15 protein-coding genes and 2 pseudogenes are annotated in these 17,596 nt (G+C 72.5%); 9 read left to right on the plus strand and 8 right to left on the minus strand.

What is annotated here, in order from left to right; genetic code table 11:
* Positions 1-4 precede the first annotated feature (4 nt).
* The 4 genes and pseudogenes from QQY24_RS11090 to QQY24_RS11105 all read right to left on the minus strand — a co-directional run bounded on the left by QQY24_RS11090 (position 5) and on the right by QQY24_RS11105 (position 3,283).
* On the minus strand, positions 5-958 hold the full coding sequence (locus QQY24_RS11090; protein WP_301972505.1) for a helix-turn-helix domain-containing protein: 954 nt from the start codon (positions 956-958) through the stop codon (positions 5-7).
* Between the two features lie 168 nt (positions 959-1,126).
* A pseudogene (locus tag QQY24_RS11095) lies at positions 1,127-1,425 on the minus strand (transposase family protein); the annotation flags it as partial.
* Between the two features lie 65 nt (positions 1,426-1,490).
* Positions 1,491-2,246 (minus strand): polyphosphate--glucose phosphotransferase, encoded by a 756-nt coding sequence (gene ppgK / locus QQY24_RS11100; protein ID WP_301972506.1) that lies wholly within the window; start codon positions 2,244-2,246, stop codon positions 1,491-1,493.
* Between the two features lie 29 nt (positions 2,247-2,275).
* Positions 2,276-3,283, minus strand: coding sequence for a 4-hydroxy-3-methylbut-2-enyl diphosphate reductase (locus tag QQY24_RS11105; protein WP_301972507.1), 1,008 nt, complete (start codon positions 3,281-3,283; stop codon positions 2,276-2,278).
* A 132-nt stretch (positions 3,284-3,415) separates the two neighbouring features.
* Here QQY24_RS11105 and xseA point away from each other — a divergent pair, with 132 nt between their 5' ends.
* The gene (gene xseA, locus QQY24_RS11110) at positions 3,416-4,624 is read left to right on the plus strand and encodes an exodeoxyribonuclease VII large subunit (RefSeq protein WP_301972508.1); all 1,209 of its coding nucleotides are present in this window, start codon (positions 3,416-3,418) and stop codon (positions 4,622-4,624) included.
* Positions 4,621-4,860 (plus strand): exodeoxyribonuclease VII small subunit, encoded by a 240-nt coding sequence (locus QQY24_RS11115; RefSeq protein WP_301972509.1) that lies wholly within the window; start codon positions 4,621-4,623, stop codon positions 4,858-4,860. The genes xseA and QQY24_RS11115 overlap by 4 nt, the downstream gene beginning before the upstream one ends.
* A 69-nt stretch (positions 4,861-4,929) precedes the next feature.
* On the opposite strand, the gene QQY24_RS11120 is transcribed toward QQY24_RS11115, so the two are convergent.
* Complete coding sequence (locus tag QQY24_RS11120) at positions 4,930-5,454, minus strand: DUF4245 domain-containing protein (RefSeq protein WP_301972510.1); 525 nt, start codon at positions 5,452-5,454, stop codon at positions 4,930-4,932.
* Positions 5,455-5,581: 127 nt separating this feature from the next.
* Here QQY24_RS11120 and glpX point away from each other — a divergent pair, with 127 nt between their 5' ends.
* The gene (gene glpX, locus QQY24_RS11125; protein ID WP_301972511.1) at positions 5,582-6,616 is read left to right on the plus strand and encodes a class II fructose-bisphosphatase; all 1,035 of its coding nucleotides are present in this window, start codon (positions 5,582-5,584) and stop codon (positions 6,614-6,616) included.
* A gap of 51 nt (positions 6,617-6,667) precedes the next feature.
* Here the strand turns inward: glpX and QQY24_RS11130 are convergent, their stop codons facing one another.
* Both QQY24_RS11130 and QQY24_RS11135 read right to left on the minus strand, forming a co-directional pair.
* Positions 6,668-7,042 (minus strand): WhiB family transcriptional regulator, encoded by a 375-nt coding sequence (locus QQY24_RS11130; RefSeq protein ID WP_301972512.1) that lies wholly within the window; start codon positions 7,040-7,042, stop codon positions 6,668-6,670.
* A gap of 172 nt (positions 7,043-7,214) precedes the next feature.
* Complete coding sequence (locus QQY24_RS11135; RefSeq protein WP_301972513.1) at positions 7,215-7,916, minus strand: DUF1707 domain-containing protein; 702 nt, start codon at positions 7,914-7,916, stop codon at positions 7,215-7,217.
* A 181-nt stretch (positions 7,917-8,097) separates the two neighbouring features.
* On the opposite strand from QQY24_RS11135, the gene QQY24_RS11140 reads away from it, so the two are divergent.
* From QQY24_RS11140 to QQY24_RS11155, 4 genes are all read left to right on the plus strand, one after another.
* On the plus strand, positions 8,098-9,768 hold the full coding sequence (locus QQY24_RS11140; protein ID WP_301972514.1) for a fumarate hydratase: 1,671 nt from the start codon (positions 8,098-8,100) through the stop codon (positions 9,766-9,768).
* 77 nt (positions 9,769-9,845) lie between these two features.
* The gene (locus QQY24_RS11145; protein WP_301972515.1) at positions 9,846-11,231 is read left to right on the plus strand and encodes an aspartate ammonia-lyase; all 1,386 of its coding nucleotides are present in this window, start codon (positions 9,846-9,848) and stop codon (positions 11,229-11,231) included.
* An 83-nt stretch (positions 11,232-11,314) separates the two neighbouring features.
* Positions 11,315-12,004, plus strand: coding sequence for a DUF402 domain-containing protein (locus tag QQY24_RS11150; RefSeq protein WP_301972516.1), 690 nt, complete (start codon positions 11,315-11,317; stop codon positions 12,002-12,004).
* Positions 12,005-12,299: 295 nt separating this feature from the next.
* A complete protein-coding gene (locus tag QQY24_RS11155; RefSeq protein ID WP_301972517.1) occupies positions 12,300-14,396 on the plus strand; it encodes a SpoIIE family protein phosphatase in 2,097 nt (698 codons plus the stop codon).
* Between the two features lie 77 nt (positions 14,397-14,473).
* Here the strand turns inward: QQY24_RS11155 and QQY24_RS11160 are convergent, their stop codons facing one another.
* Positions 14,474-16,768 carry a transglycosylase domain-containing protein gene (locus QQY24_RS11160; protein ID WP_301972519.1) on the minus strand — a complete coding sequence of 765 codons (2,295 nt, stop codon included), beginning with the start codon at positions 16,766-16,768 and terminating at the stop codon, positions 14,474-14,476.
* 314 nt (positions 16,769-17,082) lie between these two features.
* On the opposite strand from QQY24_RS11160, the pseudogene QQY24_RS11165 reads away from it, so the two are divergent.
* Both QQY24_RS11165 and QQY24_RS11170 read left to right on the plus strand, forming a co-directional pair.
* Positions 17,083-17,298, plus strand: a pseudogene (locus QQY24_RS11165) (SPFH domain-containing protein); the annotation flags it as partial.
* Positions 17,295-17,531: a hypothetical protein gene (locus tag QQY24_RS11170; RefSeq protein WP_301972520.1), complete on the plus strand. Its 237-nt coding sequence runs from the start codon at positions 17,295-17,297 to the stop codon at positions 17,529-17,531. The pseudogene QQY24_RS11165 and the gene QQY24_RS11170, both read left to right, overlap by 4 nt.
* Positions 17,532-17,596: the final 65 nt, after the last annotated feature.

The raw sequence follows: 17,596 nt of genomic DNA on the forward strand, positions 1-17,596 counted from the left end.
GTTGCTATTGCGTGCCTTGGTCACCACCATCCTTTCCCGGGCCGGCTGTGCGCGTCTTGGTCGTCTGTGCACGGTTGCTGGTTACCAGTGCGCGCGGGTTGTAGCCGTACGTCGCCTTGAAGAGCTTGCTGAAATGGGTGGGATCGGAGAATCCCCACCGGGCGGCCACGGCGGTGACCGTACGTCCGCTTCCGGTCAGCTCGGCTCGGCAGCGCTCCAGGCGGCGACGGCGGATCAGGGCCGCGACGGTGAGCGGCTGGTCCTCGAACAGCTTGTGCAGCCGACGTACTGAGATGTGATGGGCGGCGGCGATGCCGGGCGCGGACAGATCGGGATCGGTCAGCCGCGCCTCGATGTAGCCGGTGATCCGGTCCCGCAGCAACTCGTTCGGGGCCGGTTGTTCGTCGCCGAGCCGGGCCTCCAGTGCGACAGCGATCAGCTCGACGACGGCCGCCGCCGATCGCAGCGCCTCCGTCTCACGGAACCCGGTCGCCGACCGCGCCGACTCCCGGGCCAGCACGGAGACGAGAGCGCCCGGGCCGTGGCTGCCGTCGATGCGTACGCCGATGAGCCGATCGATCTGCGCGGGCCGGATCCGAAGCTCCCGGCGCGGAACCAGGATAGTGACGTGCGCCGCGGCGGTGCTCTCGAACCGGAGCGTACGCGTGGGATCGAGCAGCACCAAGTCGGTCGGCCCGAGTTCGGCGTCGCCGCGCCCTTGCTCGATCCGCGTCCGGCCCCAGGTCATCACCTTGACCGCCAGGTTCTCGCCGTCGGAAGCGTCGCGCTCCCGCCCGATGCAGGCGCTCTCTGGCGTGTCGAGGGAGACCAGCCGCAGCGGCCCGAGGTCGCGGGTGGCGATCCGGCCCCGGAAACCGGCCCCGGCCAGCTTGTTGACCAGCGGCGGAAACCCGCTGGCGGCCAGCTCGTCCTGGAACGTCTCAAGGTTGCCAATCACCGGTCAACGGTAACGGCGACACTTCTGCTCGGGCACGGTGTTCGGCGGGCGTTACAGCGGCGCCGGCCCGCATCTGCTCTCCCAGGCTCTGGTGCACGTGGTGGACGGCCCGGTCGCGCCGGCGACCGACGGCCGAACGCTGAGCACAGCACCGGTATCGGAATCGGTGCGCCGGACCGGGGCCGGTGCCAGTAGCGGACCGGGGGTGTCGATCACACGAGGGGCGGCGGAGTGCGAGACGCCGAACAGCGGTCCGATCCGGCGCATCGTGAGGTTGGTGCCCCGTAGGCGGCGACCAGTAGCACGCGGTCGGCTGGGTCCAGTCGCCACTGCCGGCCGGGGCGGCCGTCGGTGACCTCGTCCCCGCCGCGCTGGGCCACGACGCGCACGAGCTTGCGGAACTGGCCAAACTGTAGGCCGGTGAACGATGCGATCCACCCCGGGCGCGATGCCGTGATCACCTGCATCCCATCATGATCAACGATCACGGCGTCGCGTCTGCCATCGGGTTACGAGACAGCCTTTAGGCCTGCTAGGCCTGCGCCCGCCCCTCCCCCGCGTGCATCGCCGCGCCGACGATCCCCGCGTTGTTCTGCAGCTGCGCCGGCACGATCTCGGCCTTGACGCCCTCGATGAAGTGCAGGAACTTGTCCGCCTTGCGGCTCACGCCGCCGCCGATGATGAACAGTCCGGGCGAGAACAGCATCTCGACGTGCGCGAGGTACTTCTGCACCCGGCGCGCCCACTGCTCCCAGCTCAGGTCGTGGTCCTCCTTGGCCTTGCTGGAGGCCCGCTTCTCCGCCTCGTGGCCGTTCAGCTCCAGGTGGCCCAGCTCGGTGTTGGGAACGAGGACGCCGTCCACGAACAGGGCGCTGCCGATGCCGGTGCCGAAGGTGAGCAGCACGACCGTGCCGCTGCGGTCGCGGCCGGCGCCGAAGCGCATCTCGGCGACGCCGGCCGCGTCCGCGTCGTTGACCACGGTCACCGGCAGGCCACCCAGCCGCTCGCTGAACAGGGCGCGCGCGTCCGTATCGATCCAGTTCCTGTCCACGTTCGCCGCCGTGCGCACCGTGGCGCCGCCGGTGACCACCCCGGGGAAGGTCAGGCCCACCGGACCGGTCCAGCCGAAGTGGTCGACGACCTGCTTCACGCCGTCGGCCACGCCGTCGGGCGTCGCCGGGTGCGGGGTGAGCACCTTGCACCGCTCCTGGGCCAGGTCGCCCTCGTCCAGGTCCACAGGGGCACCCTTGATCCCGGATCCGCCGATGTCCACGCCGAAGATCTGCATGGCTCCACGTTACGACGGACGACGGACGGTCACGCCGCCGGTGTGCCGGATCCGCCGCGCTCGGCCACCAGGGCGGCCGCTTCGTCCCGCAGGTCGCGGCGGAGTTCCTTGGGCAGCGAGAAGGTGATGGACTCCTCGGCCGCCCTGACGATCTCGACGTCGCCGTAGCCGTGCCCGGCGAGCCGTTCCAGGACCTCCTCGACCAGGACCTCGGGGACGGAGGCGCCGGAAGTCACGCCGACCGTGCCGACGCCCTCCAGCCAGGCCTCGTCGATCTCGCTCGCGAAGTCCACCAGGTACGCCGCGCGGGCGCCGGCGAGCTTGGCGACCTCGACCAGCCGCTTGGAGTTGGAGGAGTTGCGCGAGCCGACGACGATGACCAGCTCGGCCTCGGCGCCCATCCGCTTCACCGCGAGCTGGCGGTTCTGGGTGGCGTAGCAGATGTCGTCGCTGGGCGGGGACACGAGGGCCGGGAACTTCGTCTTCAGGGCGTCGACGGTCTCCATGGTCTCGTCCACGGACAGGGTGGTCTGGGACAGCCAGACCACCTTGGAGGGGTCGCGGACCTCCACCTTGGCGACGTCCTCGGGGCCGTCGACGAGCTGGATGTGGTCGGGGGCCTCGCCGGAGGTGCCGATGACCTCCTCGTGGCCCTCGTGCCCGATCAGGAGGATGTCGTAGTCGTCCTTGGCGTACCGGACGGCCTCCTTGTGGACCTTGGTGACCAGGGGGCAGGTCGCGTCGATGGTGGCGAGGCGGCCCCGCCGGGCCTCCTCGTGGACGGCCGGGGCGACGCCGTGCGCCGAGAACATCACGATGTTGCCCGGCGGCACCTCCTCCGTCCGCTCGACGAAAACGGCGCCCTTCTTCTCCAGCGTCTGGACGACGTACTTGTTGTGGACGATCTCGTGCCGGACGTAGATCGGGGCCCCGTACTGTTCGAGGGCCTTCTCGACGGCGATCACGGCGCGGTCCACACCGGCGCAGTAGCCCCGGGGGGCGGCGAGCAGGACGCGGCGGCCAGACGAAGCGGTCATGGCCTCATCGTAAGGCCGCTTCCGGTGGGCCGGGATCACGCACCGCCACGGGCCGCCGGAGCGGCCGGTGCGCCCGGCGGCACGCTCGCCCGCGTCGGCGGTGTTGTCGGCGGTGGCGGCTACCCTCGCCCCATGGCTGTGAACACCTCGCCCGAGACCCCGCTCCCCGTCGGGGAGGTCTCCCGGCTCATCGGGGGATGGATCGACCGGCTCGGGGCGGTCTGGGTCGAGGGGCAGATCACGCAGTTGTCGCGGCGGCCCGGGGCCGGGGTGGTGTTCCTGACGCTGCGGGACCCGTCGTACGACGTCTCCGTCAGCGTGACCTGCTACCGGCAGGTGTTCGACGCGGTGGCCGACGTCGTGGGCGAGGGGGCCCGGGTCGTCGTACTGGCCAAGCCGGAGTGGTACGCGCCGCGGGGGCAGCTCTCGCTGCGGGCCGCGGAGATACGGCCCGTGGGCGTCGGCGAGCTGCTGGCCCGGCTGGAGCGGCTGAAGAAGGCGCTGGCGGCCGAGGGGCTGTTCGCGCCCGAGCGCAAGAGACCGCTGCCCTTCCTGCCCCAGCTGATCGGACTGGTGTGCGGTCGCGCCTCCGCCGCGGAGCGGGACGTGCTGGAGAACGCCCGGCGCCGCTGGCCGGCCGTCCGCTTCGAGGTGCGCAACGTCGCCGTGCAGGGCGTGCACGCCGTCCCGCAGGTCGTGCAGGCCGTCAAGGAGCTGGACGCGGCCGGGGAGGTGGACGTGATCATCGTCGCCCGGGGCGGCGGCAGCGTGGAGGACCTGCTGCCGTTCTCCGACGAGCAGCTGGTGCGGGCCGTGGCGCAGTGCCGTACGCCGGTCGTCTCCGCGATCGGGCACGAGCCGGACAACCCGCTGCTGGACCACGTCGCCGACCTGCGCGCCTCCACTCCGACCGACGCGGCGAAGAAGGTCGTGCCGGACGTGGGCGAGGAGCACGAGCGGGTGCGGATGCTGCGGGACCGGGCCCGGCGCTGCGTGGGCGCGCTGGTGGAGCGGGAGCAGCGGGGACTGGCGCACGCGCTGGCCCGGCCCTCGATGGAGGACCCGCACCGGATGGTCGACGAGCGGGCCGACCACGTCGCCTCCCTGCTGGAGCGTGGCCGGCGCACGCTCGGCCACCTCCTGGACCGCGCCGACTCCGAGCTGACGCACACCCGCGCGCGCGTGGTGGCCCTCTCCCCCGCGGCGACGCTGAAGCGCGGCTACGCGGTGCTGCAGAAGGCGGACGGGCACGTGGTCCGCGATCCCGAAGAGGTCGCGCGGGGCGAGGCGCTGCGGGCCCGCGTCGCCGACGGCGAATTCCCAGTGAAGGTGGGCGAATGACCGGCAAGGTGGACGAGGCACTGTCGTACGAGCAGGCGCGCGACGAGCTGATCGAGGTCGTACGGCGCCTGGAGGCGGGCGGTACGACGCTGGAGGAGTCCCTGGCGCTGTGGGAGCGCGGCGAGGAACTGGCCAAGGTGTGTCGGCGCTGGCTGGAGGGTGCGCGGGCCCGCCTGGACGCGGCGCTCGCCGAGGAGGACGAAGGGGCGCAGGGGGCGGGAGGCGGCGGCGAGTAGGCGCGGGCCGTCGCGGCTGTCGCGCTTGCCGGGGTTACCGCCGCGGCCGTGCCGCCCGCGCGGCACCGCTCACCGGGTCCTCAGCGCCGCCGCCATCTCCGTGAGCCGTGCGAAGGTCGCCGTGCCCGCCACCACGGTCGTGGAGCCGGGGGTGTTCTCCAGTACGAGGGCGTCGTAGCGCCCGCCGGTGTAGCGGGTCCAGGTGCGCGCGCCGATCCGTTCGGTCCGCTTCGTGGCCGCGGCGCCCTGGCTGGCCCGGTCGATGAAGTCGGCCCGCTTCTCGGCGGACTGCTCGACCTGCACGTACTGTCCGTCGGGCGTCCGGAAACCGAGGTGCCAGCGGTCGGAGTCCTCGCCCTGGTAGCGCACCGAGGTCGCCTTCCAGGTCTTCGGCAGGCCCTCCGGAGCGGCCACCGGGTAGCTCGCCGCCCGGCGCGCGGTGAGCAGTTCGATCCGGTAGTCGACCCGCTTGATGTCGGGAGCGTGATCGTCGTGCGGGATGAAGAAGTACATGACCGCGGCCGCGATCCCGATCACGGCCAGGGAGAGGATCATGTCCCGGGCCGTCTTCTGCTTGCCTTTCGAACCTGCCACGCCCTCCATCGTCGCAGGTGCCCGGCACGCTCATCCGTGGGGTCCCCTGCTCATCTTGTATGCCTGGCGTTAGAGTCGGGAGCAACACCCTCATCCGGCCGTCGTCGTATCAGAAAGGTGCGCACCGATGACCGAGCACCATCACCTGCCGTCCGAACTGGACGTCCCCTCCGAGGCCCCCGACCGCAACCTCGCCCTGGAACTCGTCCGCGTGACCGAAGCCGCGGCGATGGCCGCGGGCCGCTGGGTCGGACGCGGCGACAAGAACGGCGCCGACGGCGCCGCGGTGCGCGCCATGCGGACCCTCGTCTCCACCGTGTCGATGAACGGCGTGGTCGTCATCGGCGAGGGCGAGAAGGACGAGGCGCCGATGCTCTTCAACGGAGAGCACGTGGGCGACGGCACCGGGCCCGAGGTGGACATCGCCGTCGACCCGATCGACGGCACCACCCTGACGGCCAAGGGCATGCCCAACGCCATCGCCGTCCTCGCCGCCGCCGAGCGCGGCGCCATGTTCGACCCGTCCGCCGTGTTCTACATGGACAAGCTGGTCACCGGGCCCGACGCCGCCGACTTCGTCGACATCGACGCGCCCGTGTCGGTGAACATCCGCCGGGTCGCCAAGGCCAAGCGGTCCACGCCCGAGGGCGTCACGGTCGTCATCCTGGACCGGCCCCGGCACGACGGCGTCATCAAGGAGATCCGGGAGACCGGCGCGCGCATCAAGCTGATCTCGGACGGCGACGTGGCCGGCTCGATCCTGGCGCTGCGCGAGGGCACGGGCATCGACCTGCTGCTCGGCATCGGGGGCACCCCCGAGGGGATCATCTCGGCCTGCGCGGTGAAGTGCCTGGGCGGCACCATCCAGGGCAAGCTGTGGCCCAAGGACGAGGAGGAGCGGGCACGGGCCGTGGACGCCGGGCACGACCTCGACCGGGTACTGACCACCGAGGACCTGGTCACCGGGGAGAACGTGTTCTTCGTCGCCACCGGCATCACCGACGGCGAACTGCTGCGCGGGGTGCGGTACCGGTCGGAGACCGCTACCACCGACTCGATCGTGATGCGGTCCAAGTCCGGCACCGTGCGGCGGATCGACTCCGAGCACCGGCTGAGCAAGCTGCGGGCCTACAGCGCGATCGACTTCGACCGCGCGAAGTAGCACTGCCGGCGGACGGGCGCTCCCGGTGCGGAGGGGGCGCCCGCCCGCGGCTCAGCCCGCTATGCGGTTCGCCGCCGCCCGCGCCGTCTTCTTCAGCTCCACCTCGCGCCTGCGGCGCCTGGCCAGGACCACACGGCGCTCGGCCGCCGTCAGGCCGCCCCAGACGCCGTAGGGCTCGGGCTGCAGGAGGGCGTGTTCGCGGCACTCGACCATCACCGGGCAGCGGGCGCAGACCCGCTTGGCCGCCTCCTCCCGCGCGAGGCGGGCGGCGGTGGGCTCCTTCGACGGGGCGAAGAACAACCCGGCCTCGTCGCGCCGGCACACCGCCTCGGTGTGCCAGGGAACGTCTTGGTCCCTGTCCCGCGCCGGACCCCGCTGGGCCGGAACGGCGGCTACCCGCAGGGACGAATGCGGCGTTTGCGGCACGGTCTACTCCTGACGACGGCTTCGCGAGCGAGAGACGACGCAGCAAGGCCTACCCGTTGTGCGCGTGCCTATGCACAGCGTTCCCGGCGGCGGGAGCGCGGCGGCCGGTTCGCGCCCCCGGGCCCCCACGCCGGGGACCGCGACGTTCCGGTTGCCGGCGCGTTCGCGGCCGTCAACGGTCCAGGTGTCTGCGCAGCTTCCTGTCGACCTTGTCCTGGACCCGCTCCAGGATGTCCGCCACGCGCCTGCCGCGCTTGGGCCGGGCCTCGACGTTGCCGAGGACGGCCCAGCCGTCGACGTGGACCACGGGCGCGTCGGGATCGGCCGAATCCAGCGGGCTCACGTCGAAGTTGCCCAGCACGCCCCCGCCCGCGCCGCGCAGCGACACGTTCTCCGGAACGCGGATCTGGACGTCCCCGAAGACGGAGACCGCCCTGACGACGACCTGCTGGTACTCGAACAGCGCCTCGCTGAGGTCGATCTCGACGCTGCCGAAGACCGCGTACGCGTGCAGCCGGCGCCCCGCGCGCCAGCGGCCCCGGCGCGTGGCGCTGCTGAAGACGGCCACCACGCTGGCGTCGGCCTCCACCGGGAGCGCCCCGGGCGCGGGGTGCGGCGGGAGCGGGGCGCAGGCCGGGGCGGCCGGGCCCCGGTGGGCGGCGGGCAGGTCCCGGACGAAGACCTCCAGCTCGCCGACCGTCCTGGCGTGCAGCACGCCCTCGACGCGTTCGGAGTGTTCGTCGGCGGTCAGCCGGCCCTCGGCCAGGGCCTCGCGGAGGATGTCGGCGAAGCGGTCGCGGTCGGCGTCCGAGGCGCGCAGCTCGGACACGCGCGGTGCGGTGTCCCGGGGTTCGGCGTGCTTGTGAAGGTCCACGACGGCAGCGTACCGAAACGCGATAGATCGCGACCAGGGGCGGGGCGGGCGCGTCGCGCGTCCGCGCGCGGCCCGGCGACTGAGCCCCACCTCACGGATTCCGCCCCGGCGGGAGGTCCTACGCTGGTGAGGCCCGCCGACGCCGACGGGCGACCGTCCGCAGAGTGAGGAATGGGCTGAGATGCCTGAGTTCGCGTACACCGATCTGCTCCCCCAGGGAGAGGACACCACCCCGTACCGGCTGGTGACGTCCGAGGGCGTCTCCACCGTCGAGGGACCGGACGGGCGGACGTTCCTCAAGGTGGAGCCGGAGGCGCTGCGCAAGCTGGCCGAGGAGGCCGTCCACGACATCCAGCACTACCTGCGCCCGGCCCACCTGGCGCAGCTGCGCCGCATCATCGACGATCCCGAGGCGTCGGGCAACGACAAGTTCGTCGCGCTCGACCTGCTCAAGAACGCCAACATCGCGGCGGCGGGCGTGCTGCCGATGTGCCAGGACACCGGCACGGCGATCGTCATGGGCAAGCGCGGCCAGAACGTCCTCACCGGCGGCGAGGACGAGAAGCACCTGTCGCACGGCATCCACGACGCCTACACCAGGCTCAACCTGCGCTACTCGCAGATGGCTCCGCTCACCATGTGGGAGGAGAGGAACACCGGCTCCAACCTGCCGGCCCAGATCGAGCTGTACGCCACCGACGGCGACGCCTACAAGTTCCTGTTCATGGCCAAGGGCGGCGGCTCGGCCAACAAGTCCTTCCTCTTCCAGGAGACCAAGGCCGTCCTGAACGAGGCCTCCATGATGCGGTTCCTGGAGGAGAAGATCCGCTCGCTCGGTACGGCCGCCTGCCCGCCGTACCACCTGGCCATCGTGGTCGGCGGCACGAGCGCCGAGTTCGCGCTGAAGACCGCCAAGTACGCCTCCGCGCACTACCTGGACAACATGCCGACCGAGGGCTCCGCGCTCGGCCACGGCTTCCGGGACGAGGAGCTGGAGGAGAAGGTCTTCGAACTGACCCAGCGCATCGGCATCGGCGCGCAGTTCGGCGGCAAGTACTTCTGCCACGACGTGCGGGTCGTGCGCCTGCCCCGCCACGGCGCCTCCTGCCCGGTCGCCATCGCCGTCTCCTGCTCGGCCGACCGCCAGGCGGTCGCCAAGATCACCGCCGAGGGCGTGTTCCTGGAGCGGCTGGAGACCGACCCGGCGCGCTTCCTGCCGGACACCACGGACGAGCAGCTCGACGCCGCGGGGGACGTCGTCAGGATCGACCTCAACCAGCCGATGGACGCGATCCTCGCCGAGCTGGGCAAGCACCCGGTCAAGACCCGGCTGTCCCTGACCGGTCCGCTGGTCGTGGCCCGCGACATCGCACACGCCAAGATCAAGGAACGGCTGGACGCCGGCGAGGAGATGCCGCAGTACCTGAAGGACCACCCGGTGTACTACGCCGGTCCGGCCAAGACCCCCGAGGGCTACGCCTCCGGCTCCTTCGGCCCGACGACGGCCGGCCGCATGGACTCCTACGTCGAGCAGTTCCAGGCGGCGGGCGGCTCGAAGGTGATGCTGGCCAAGGGCAACCGCAGCAAGCAGGTCACCGACGCGTGCGCCCGGCACGGCGGCTTCTACCTCGGCTCCATCGGCGGCCCGGCGGCCCGCCTGGCCCAGGACTGCATCAAGAAGGTCGAGGTCCTCGAGTACGAGGACCTGGGCATGGAGGCGGTCTGGAGGATCGAGGTGGAGGACTTCCCGGCGTTCGTCGTGGTGGACGACAAGGGCAACGACTTCTTCCAGGACCCCGCGCCCGCGCCGACCTTCACGACCATTCCGGTGCGCGGTCCCGGCCTGGGCTGACGGACGGCGGGCCGCCCGGGGCACCCGGGCGGCCGGGCGCCCGGAACATCCGCGGCGCTTCGGCCGCTGTACCCGGTATGAGCGAATACCGCATCGAGCACGACTCCATGGGCGAGGTCCGGGTGCCCGCCCACGCCAAGTGGCGGGCGCAGACCCAGCGGGCCGTCGAGAACTTCCCCGTCTCCGGACAGCGGATCGAGCGGGCGCACATCGAGGCGCTCGCGCGGATCAAGGCGGCGGCGGCGAAGGTCAACGCCGAGCTGGGGGTGCTGGACGGGGACGTCGCCGAGGCGATCCGGCAGGCGGCCGCCGAGGTCGCCGGGGGCACCTGGGACGAGCACTTCCCGGTGGACGTGTTCCAGACCGGGTCGGGGACGTCGTCCAACATGAACACCAACGAGGTCCTCGCCACGCTCGCGACCGAGCGGCTCGGCCGGGACGTGCACCCGAACGACCACGTCAACGCCTCGCAGTCGTCCAACGACGTCTTCCCCTCCTCCATCCACATCGCCGCCACCGCCGCCGTCACCCACGACCTGATCCCGGCGCTGGAGCACCTCGCGGACGCGCTGCGGCGCAAGTCCGAGGAGTTCGCCGACGTCGTCAAGTCCGGGCGGACGCACCTGATGGACGCGACGCCGGTGACGCTGGGGCAGGAGTTCGGCGGGTACGCGGCGCAGGTGGCCCACGGGGTCGAGCGGCTGCGCGCCTCGCTGCCCCGGCTGGCCGAGCTGCCGCTGGGCGGCACGGCGGTGGGCACCGGGATCAACACCCCGCCCGGTTTCGCCGCGGCCGTGATCGCGGAGGTCGCCCGGGTCACGGGGCTGCCGTTCACCGAGGCCCGCGACCACTTCGAGGCGCAGGGCGCCCGGGACGGGATCGTGGAGACCAGCGGGCAGCTGCGGACCATCGCGGTCGGCCTGACGAAGATCGCCAACGATCTGCGCTGGATGTCCTCGGGCCCGCGCACCGGGCTCGCCGAGATCCGGCTGCCCGACCTGCAGCCGGGGTCGTCGATCATGCCGGGGAAGGTCAACCCGGTCGTGCCGGAGGCCGTGCTGATGGTCGCGGCACAGGTCGTCGGCAACGACACGACGATCACCCTGGCCGGCGCGTCCGGCAACTTCGAGCTGAACGTGATGCTCCCGGTCATCGCCAAGAACGTGCTGGAGTCGATCCGGCTGCTGGCGAACGCCTCCCGGCTGCTGGCGGACCGGACGGTGGACGGCATCACCGCCGACCGCGAACGGGCCCGCGAGTACGCCGAGTCCTCCCCCTCGGTGGTGACCCCCCTCAACAAGTACATCGGCTACGAGGAGGCCGCGAAGGTCGCCAAGAAGTCCCTCGCCGAGCGCCGGACGATCCGCGAGGTGGTGCTGGAGGGCGGCTACGTGGAGCGCGGCGACCTCACCCTGGAGCAGCTGGACGAGGCGCTGGACGTCCTGCGGATGACACGTCCGTGACCGCCGGCGAACCTTTCCGGCCACGTCGCGCAACCGTGGCCCGCGCCGCAGCGTCGTACGTCCGCGGCACCTAATATCTGGCCATGGCGGACGACGGAACGGTGAGACGAGTGGCGGCGGGCCCTGCGGCGTACTGGACCCCCGGGACCCCCATCCTGTGGCGGTACCGGGAGAACGCCGGCGACCAGGTGCACATCGCGCGGCCCGTCACCGTCGTGCGGGACGACGAGGAGGGCCTCGCGGTGTGGCTGGCGCCCGGTACCGAGTGCGTCAGGCCGGTGCTGGCCGACGGCACGCCGGTGCACGCGGAGCCGCTGGAGTCCCGCTACACCAAGCCGCGCACGGTGCAGCGGGACCGGTGGTTCGGCACGGGCGTGCTGAAGCTGGCCCGGCCCGGTGAGCCGTGGTCGGTGTGGCTGTTCTGGGAGCCGGGCTGGCGGTTCAAGAACTGGTACGTGAACCTGGAGCAGCCGCTGGCCCGGTGGGCGGGCGGGGTGGACTCCGAGGACCACTTCCTGGACATCTCCGTGCACCCGGACCGCAGTTGGCACTGGCGCGACGAGGACGAGTTCGCCCAGGCCCAGCGGGACGGCCTGATGGACGCGGGGACCGCCGAGCGGGTGCGGGCGGCCGGGCGGGCCGCGGTGGAGGTGGTCCGCGCCTGGGGCCCGCCGTTCTCGGACGGCTGGGAGCACTGGCGCCCCGACCCCTCCTGGGCGGTACCGTCACTTCCGGAGGACTGGGACCGTACGCCCGCGCGCGTGTCCACATGAGACCCTTGATGCGCCCCGGGGCAAGAAACGTAGGATCGTCCTCCGCAAGGGCGCACAGCGACAACTCCCGGCGCACGCGCCGGGCCTGATCAGACGTCACCGAGGGGCGGCAGGACGTGAGCGAGGGGTACGAGCGCAGCAGCGCCGCGGACCACGGGGGGTCCGCCGGTGGTACGGGCACGACCCCCGGCCCCGCGGGAACCCCGTTCCCCGGGCACGTATTGCGGGTATCGGCATGTCGGCGGGACCGACTGCGCGCGGAGCGCGCAGCCCCGGACGGATGGATGCGACACGCGTGACGGAGCAGCCCACGTCGTACGACCGCCCGCAGCCGGGCGTCGACCCCGCGGAGGCCCGCGGGGCGCTCCTGCGTGTCCCGGCGGTGTCCGGCTCCCCGGCCTTACCCGTCCGGGCCGGGACGGACGGGACACCCGCCGGCCCGGGGACGGCCACGCCCTGCGGCAACGGGAACAAGGGGAAGGAGCCCCCAGTCAACGGCCCGGAGCATTCCCAGCCCGCCACCGCCGAGACCGACGCGCACCGGCCGCGTCCGGCACCGGAGGCCGTTCCGCCGCAGCCGGGCGCCGAGCAGGAGCGTGCGTCGGGCGGCCAGGAGCGCCGCACCGGGCGGGGCCTGCCGCCGGGGCGGCCGATGCCGATGCGGCGTGACGGGGACCGGTTGCGGTTCGTCGGCGCGGCCACCCGGCGGATCGCGCGCGGCCTGGACCTGGACGAGATCGTCATGGGGCTGTGCCGGGCCACGGTGCCGACGTTCTCGGACGCGATCCTGGTCTACCTGCGCGACCCGCTGCCGGTCGGCGACGAGCGGCCCACCGGCCCGGTGGTGCTGCGGCTGCGCCGCACGGACCGGATACCGGAGGAACGGGACACCGAGAACGGCTTCCTGCTGCCGTCCGCGCCGGACCCGGACCCGGACTCCGCGGCGGCCGTGTTCGCGGGGCTGTCGTCGCTGACGACGGAGCTGTGCGAGGTGCGTCCCGGAGGCGCGCTGAACGAGGTGCTGCGCGGGGTGCGGCCGGTGTTCGCCGACGCGCCCGGCGCCCGGGCCGCGCTGCCCGAACTGCTCGGCGAGAGCGGTGAGACGGTGGTGCCGGGCGGGCGGCACGCGATCCTCGCGCCGCTGCGCGGCCGGCGCCGGGTGATCGGCGCGGCGCTGTTCCTGCGCCGCCCGGAGCGCCTGGCGTTCGAGGCGGACGACCTGCTGGTGGCCGCGCAGCTGGCCACGCACAGCGCGCTCGGCGTCGACAAGGCGGTGCTGTACGGCCGCGAGGCCTACATCGCCGACGAGCTGCAGCGCACCATGCTGCCCGAGACGCTGCCCCGGCCGACCGGGGTGCGGCTGGCCTCCCGGTACCTGCCGGCCGCGGAGACCGCGCGGGTGGGCGGCGACTGGTACGACGCGATCCCGCTGCCGGGCAGCCGGGTGGCGCTGGTCGTCGGCGACGTCATGGGCCACTCCATGACCTCGGCGGCGATCATGGGCCAGCTGCGCACGACCGCGCAGACCCTCGCCAATCTCGACCTGCCCCCGCAGGAGGTGCTGCACCACCTGGACGAGCAGGCGCAGCGGCTGGGCACGGACCGCATGGCGACCTGCCTGTACGCCGTCTACGACCCGGTCACGCACCGCATCACGATCGCCAACGCCGGCCATCCGCCGCCCGTGCTGCTGCACCTGGGCGGACGGGCCGAGGTGCTGCGGGTGCCGCCGGGCGCGCCGATCGGCGTGGGCGGGGTGGACTTCGAGGCGGTGGAGCTGGAGGCACCGGCCGGCGCGACGCTGCTGCTGTACACGGACGGGCTGGTGGAGTCCCGGCTGCGGGACGTGTGGACCGGGATAGAGCAGCTGCGGGAGCGGCTGGCCGCGACCGCGCAGCTGACCGGCCCCGACCACCCGCCGCCGCTGGAAGCGCTGTGCGACGAGGTGCTGGACATGCTCGGTCCGGGCGACCGGGACGACGACATCGCGCTGCTCGCGGCCCGCTTCGACGGGATCGCGCCGAGCGATGTGGCGTACTGGACGCTGGAGCCGGAGGACTCGGCCCCCGGCCGGGCCCGGCGGCTGGCCCGGCGGGCGCTGGCCCGCTGGGACCTGGAGGAGCTGACGGACGCGGTGGAGCTACTGGTCAGCGAGGTCGTGACGAACGCGGTCCGCTACGCCTCGCGTCCGGTCACGCTGCGGCTGCTGCGCACGGACGTGCTGCGCTGCGAGGTCGGCGACGACGTGCCCCAGCTGCCGCGGCTGCGGCAGGCCCGCGCCACGGACGAGGGCGGCCGGGGCCTGTACCTGGTCAACCGGATGGCCCGGCGCTGGGGTGCGACACGGCTGAGCACCGGCAAGGTGGTCTGGTTCGAGCTGAACCGGAGCTAGCCCCCGCTCCGCCGCGCTCCTGCGGCGCGGGAGGGGGCGCCCGGTGTCCGCCGGGCGCCCTCGGCGCGTGTCCGCCCCTAGTCGTCCTGGGCCTCGGGGTCGAGCGGTTCCTCGGTACCGCCGTCCGTCGGCGCGCTGGTGGTCGGGGTGTGCGACGGCGTCTGGGAGGGGCTCTGCGAGGGGGTGCCGCTCGGTGTGCCGCTGGGTGTGCCGGACGGCTCCTCGGACGTCGGCGGCTGGCTGCTCGGCGTCTGCGAAGGGGTCGGGGACGGGCTCCGGGACCAGGTCGGGGTGTCCGTCGGCGCGACGGCCGCGCCCTGGGTGGTGTCGAGGTCGAAGACCGCCCTGCCGGTCACGCCGAAGGTGTACGTCGCCCAGATCTGCGCGGGGTAGCCGCCGCCGTTGATGCGGCCGGGGGCCGGGAGGAGCCCGGTGGCGCCCGTCAGGGAGACGTGGGCGTGGGTCTTGGGGTCCTCGCCGAACAGGCCCACGGAGGTGACCAGGTCGGGCGTGTAGCCGGTGAACCAGGCGGACCTGTTGTAGTCGGAGGTGCCGGTCTTGCCGGCCACCTGCTGGCCGTTGCGCAGCGGGTTGCCGGCCACGGACCTCTTGGCCGTGCCGTCGTCGACCACGCCGGTGAGCACCGAGGTCACGGTGTCGGCGGCGGTGCGGCCGATGACCTGGCCGCCCACCGGGTCGGGTATCTCGGCCGTGCGGTCCTTCTTCTCCGCCGACTTCAGGATGGTCGGCGTGACCTTCCGGCCGTGGTTGTCGAAGGTGGCGTAGATCCCGGCCATCTCCAGGGGGCTCGCGCCCATCGAGCCCAGGGTCTGGGCGGGCACCGCCTCCATGCCCTTGGTGTCCATGCCGAGCTCCCGCGCGGTGGCCATCACGTCGGCCATGCCGACGTCGACGCCCATCTGCGCGAAGACGGAGTTGACGGACTTGTTCATGGCCTCCTGGACGGTGATGTCGCCGTAGCTGACCTCGTCCTCGTTGGGCGGGCCGAAGCCGACCCGGGTGCCGTGGTCCACCACCTGGCGTCCGCTGGTGCCGTCGTAGAGCGTGTCGGCGTTGATCGGCTTGCCGCCCTGCGTGGTGGCGTTGCGCTCCAGCGCGGCGGCGAGGATGACCGGCTTGAAGGTGGAGGCGGGCTGGTAGTCGCGGCGGGTGGCGTTGTTGATGTAGTGCTTGAAGTAGTCCCGGCCGCCGTACAGGGCGACGATGCGCCCCGTCCTCGGGTCCACGGACACGGCGCCGGCCTGGACGTCGGCGTCGACCTTGCGCTTCTCCGGGTCGAGCTTGCCGGTCAGCTGGGACGCGACCGCCCGCTCCAGCGCGGCCTGCTTCCTGCGGTCGATGTTCAGGGTGATGGTCCAGCCCTGGTGCTCGACCTTGGCCTCGGCCTCGGACTCGGAGATGCCGTCCTGCCGCATGATCTGCTGTGCCAGCTGGGAGTTGGCGAGGGCGACGAGGTAGCCCTTCTGGCCCTCCATGCCGGGGGCGCCCTTCGGCTCCTCGGGCACGGGGAACTTCATGGCCCGGCGCTTGGCCCGGTCCAGCCAGCCCTCCTTGGCCATGTTGTCCAGGACGTAGTTCCAGCGCGCCCTGACCAGGCGCTTGCCGGTGTCGGTGGCCACCGCCCAGTCGTACTGGCTCGGCGCCTGCAGCAGCGCGGCCAGGTACGCGCCCTGGGCGACGGTGAGGTCCTCGGCGTCCACGCGGTAGTAGGCCTGTGCCGCGGCCTGGATGCCGTAGGCGCCGCGGCCGTAGTAGCTGGTGTTGATGTAGCCGGCGAGGATGTCGTCCTTGGACTTCTCGCGCTCCACCTTGAGCGAGATGACCAGTTCCTTCAGCTTGCGGGTGACGGTCTGGTCCTGGTCGAGGTAGTAGTTCTTGACGTACTGCTGGGTGATCGTGGAGCCGCCCTGCTTGCCCTTGCCGGCCAGCGTGTTGGCCAGAGCGCGGGCGGTGCCCCGGATGTCGACGCCGGGGTCGCTGTAGAAGGACTTGTTCTCCGCGGCCACGAAGGTCAGCTGGACCTTCCTCGGCACCTTGGAGAGGTCCACGATCTCGCGGTTGACCTCGCCGTCGCGGGCCAGGACCGTGCCGTCGCTGTACTTGTAGACGTTGCTCTGGCGCTGGGCGGCGACGTTGCCGGCCGGGACGTCCACCGACGTGTACAGCGCGACGAAGCCGACGATGCCCAGCAGGCACAGTCCGAAGAACGTGCCGAGGATCTTCTTCCAGGTGAAGAGGCGGCGCAGGAAGCCCTTGGCGGGCTTGCCGCCGGCCGCGGATGCGGAGCGGCGCCCGGGCGCCGCGCGGTGGCCGGCGCGCTGTCGCGCCCGCCTGTCGTCCGCTCGTCCCATGGGTTCCTACGCCCCGCTTCCGTTTCGATGGTCAGCTTCGAAAGCTAACACCCGCCTGTACGACGAAGGACGTCCGATCCGTTCTTTTAGGGCGTGACAATCAGCACCCGCCCCTGGGAACCGACGCTCCGGACCGGACCGCGGTTGCTCGACGCGTTTAAGCGATATCACTTGGATAGGAAAACGATGGACGCCACGAGAGCGGGGGACCCACCCATGCCCGCACACGATCCCGCCGGGCCGGCCGATCCGGCCGCCACCGCCGACGTTCCCGAGATGCCCGCGCCGCGCGTCCGCGAGGTCCCCGCGCACAGCAGCGGCAGCAGGCCGGGGCGGTCGTCGCCGCGCGGCGGCAGATCGTCGACGGCGCGGTCGGCATGGTGGAGGCGGCGCTCGCCCGGATCGCGGAACAGGGCGTCGTGGAACTGGACGAGGAGCGGAAGGCGGCGATGGTGTCGAACCTGATGGTGGTGCCGTGCGGGGACCGGGCACCGCAGCCGGCGCTCAACACGGGGACGCTCCACCAGTGACGGATCCGTCGCGGGAGCCGCAGGGGCGCCGGCCGCTGCAGCGCAAGCAGGTGCCGCTGCGGCTCGACCCGTCGGTGTACGAGGCGCTGGCGCGGTGGGCCGGGGACGAACTGCGGTCGGCCGACGCGCAGATCGGGTTCCTGCTCCGCGGGGCGCTGGCGGACGCGGGGCGGCTGCCGAAGGACACCGGCCCCCTGCCCCGCAGGGGGCGCCCGCCCGTTTCCGAACCGTGACAACCGGCGCCCACCTGCACCGCCGCCCACCCTGCCGCGCTCTCCGCACTCCGTGTATACACCCG

The organism is Streptomyces sp. TG1A-8 (genome assembly GCF_030499535.1).
Lineage (GTDB): Bacteria > Actinomycetota > Actinomycetes > Streptomycetales > Streptomycetaceae > Streptomyces.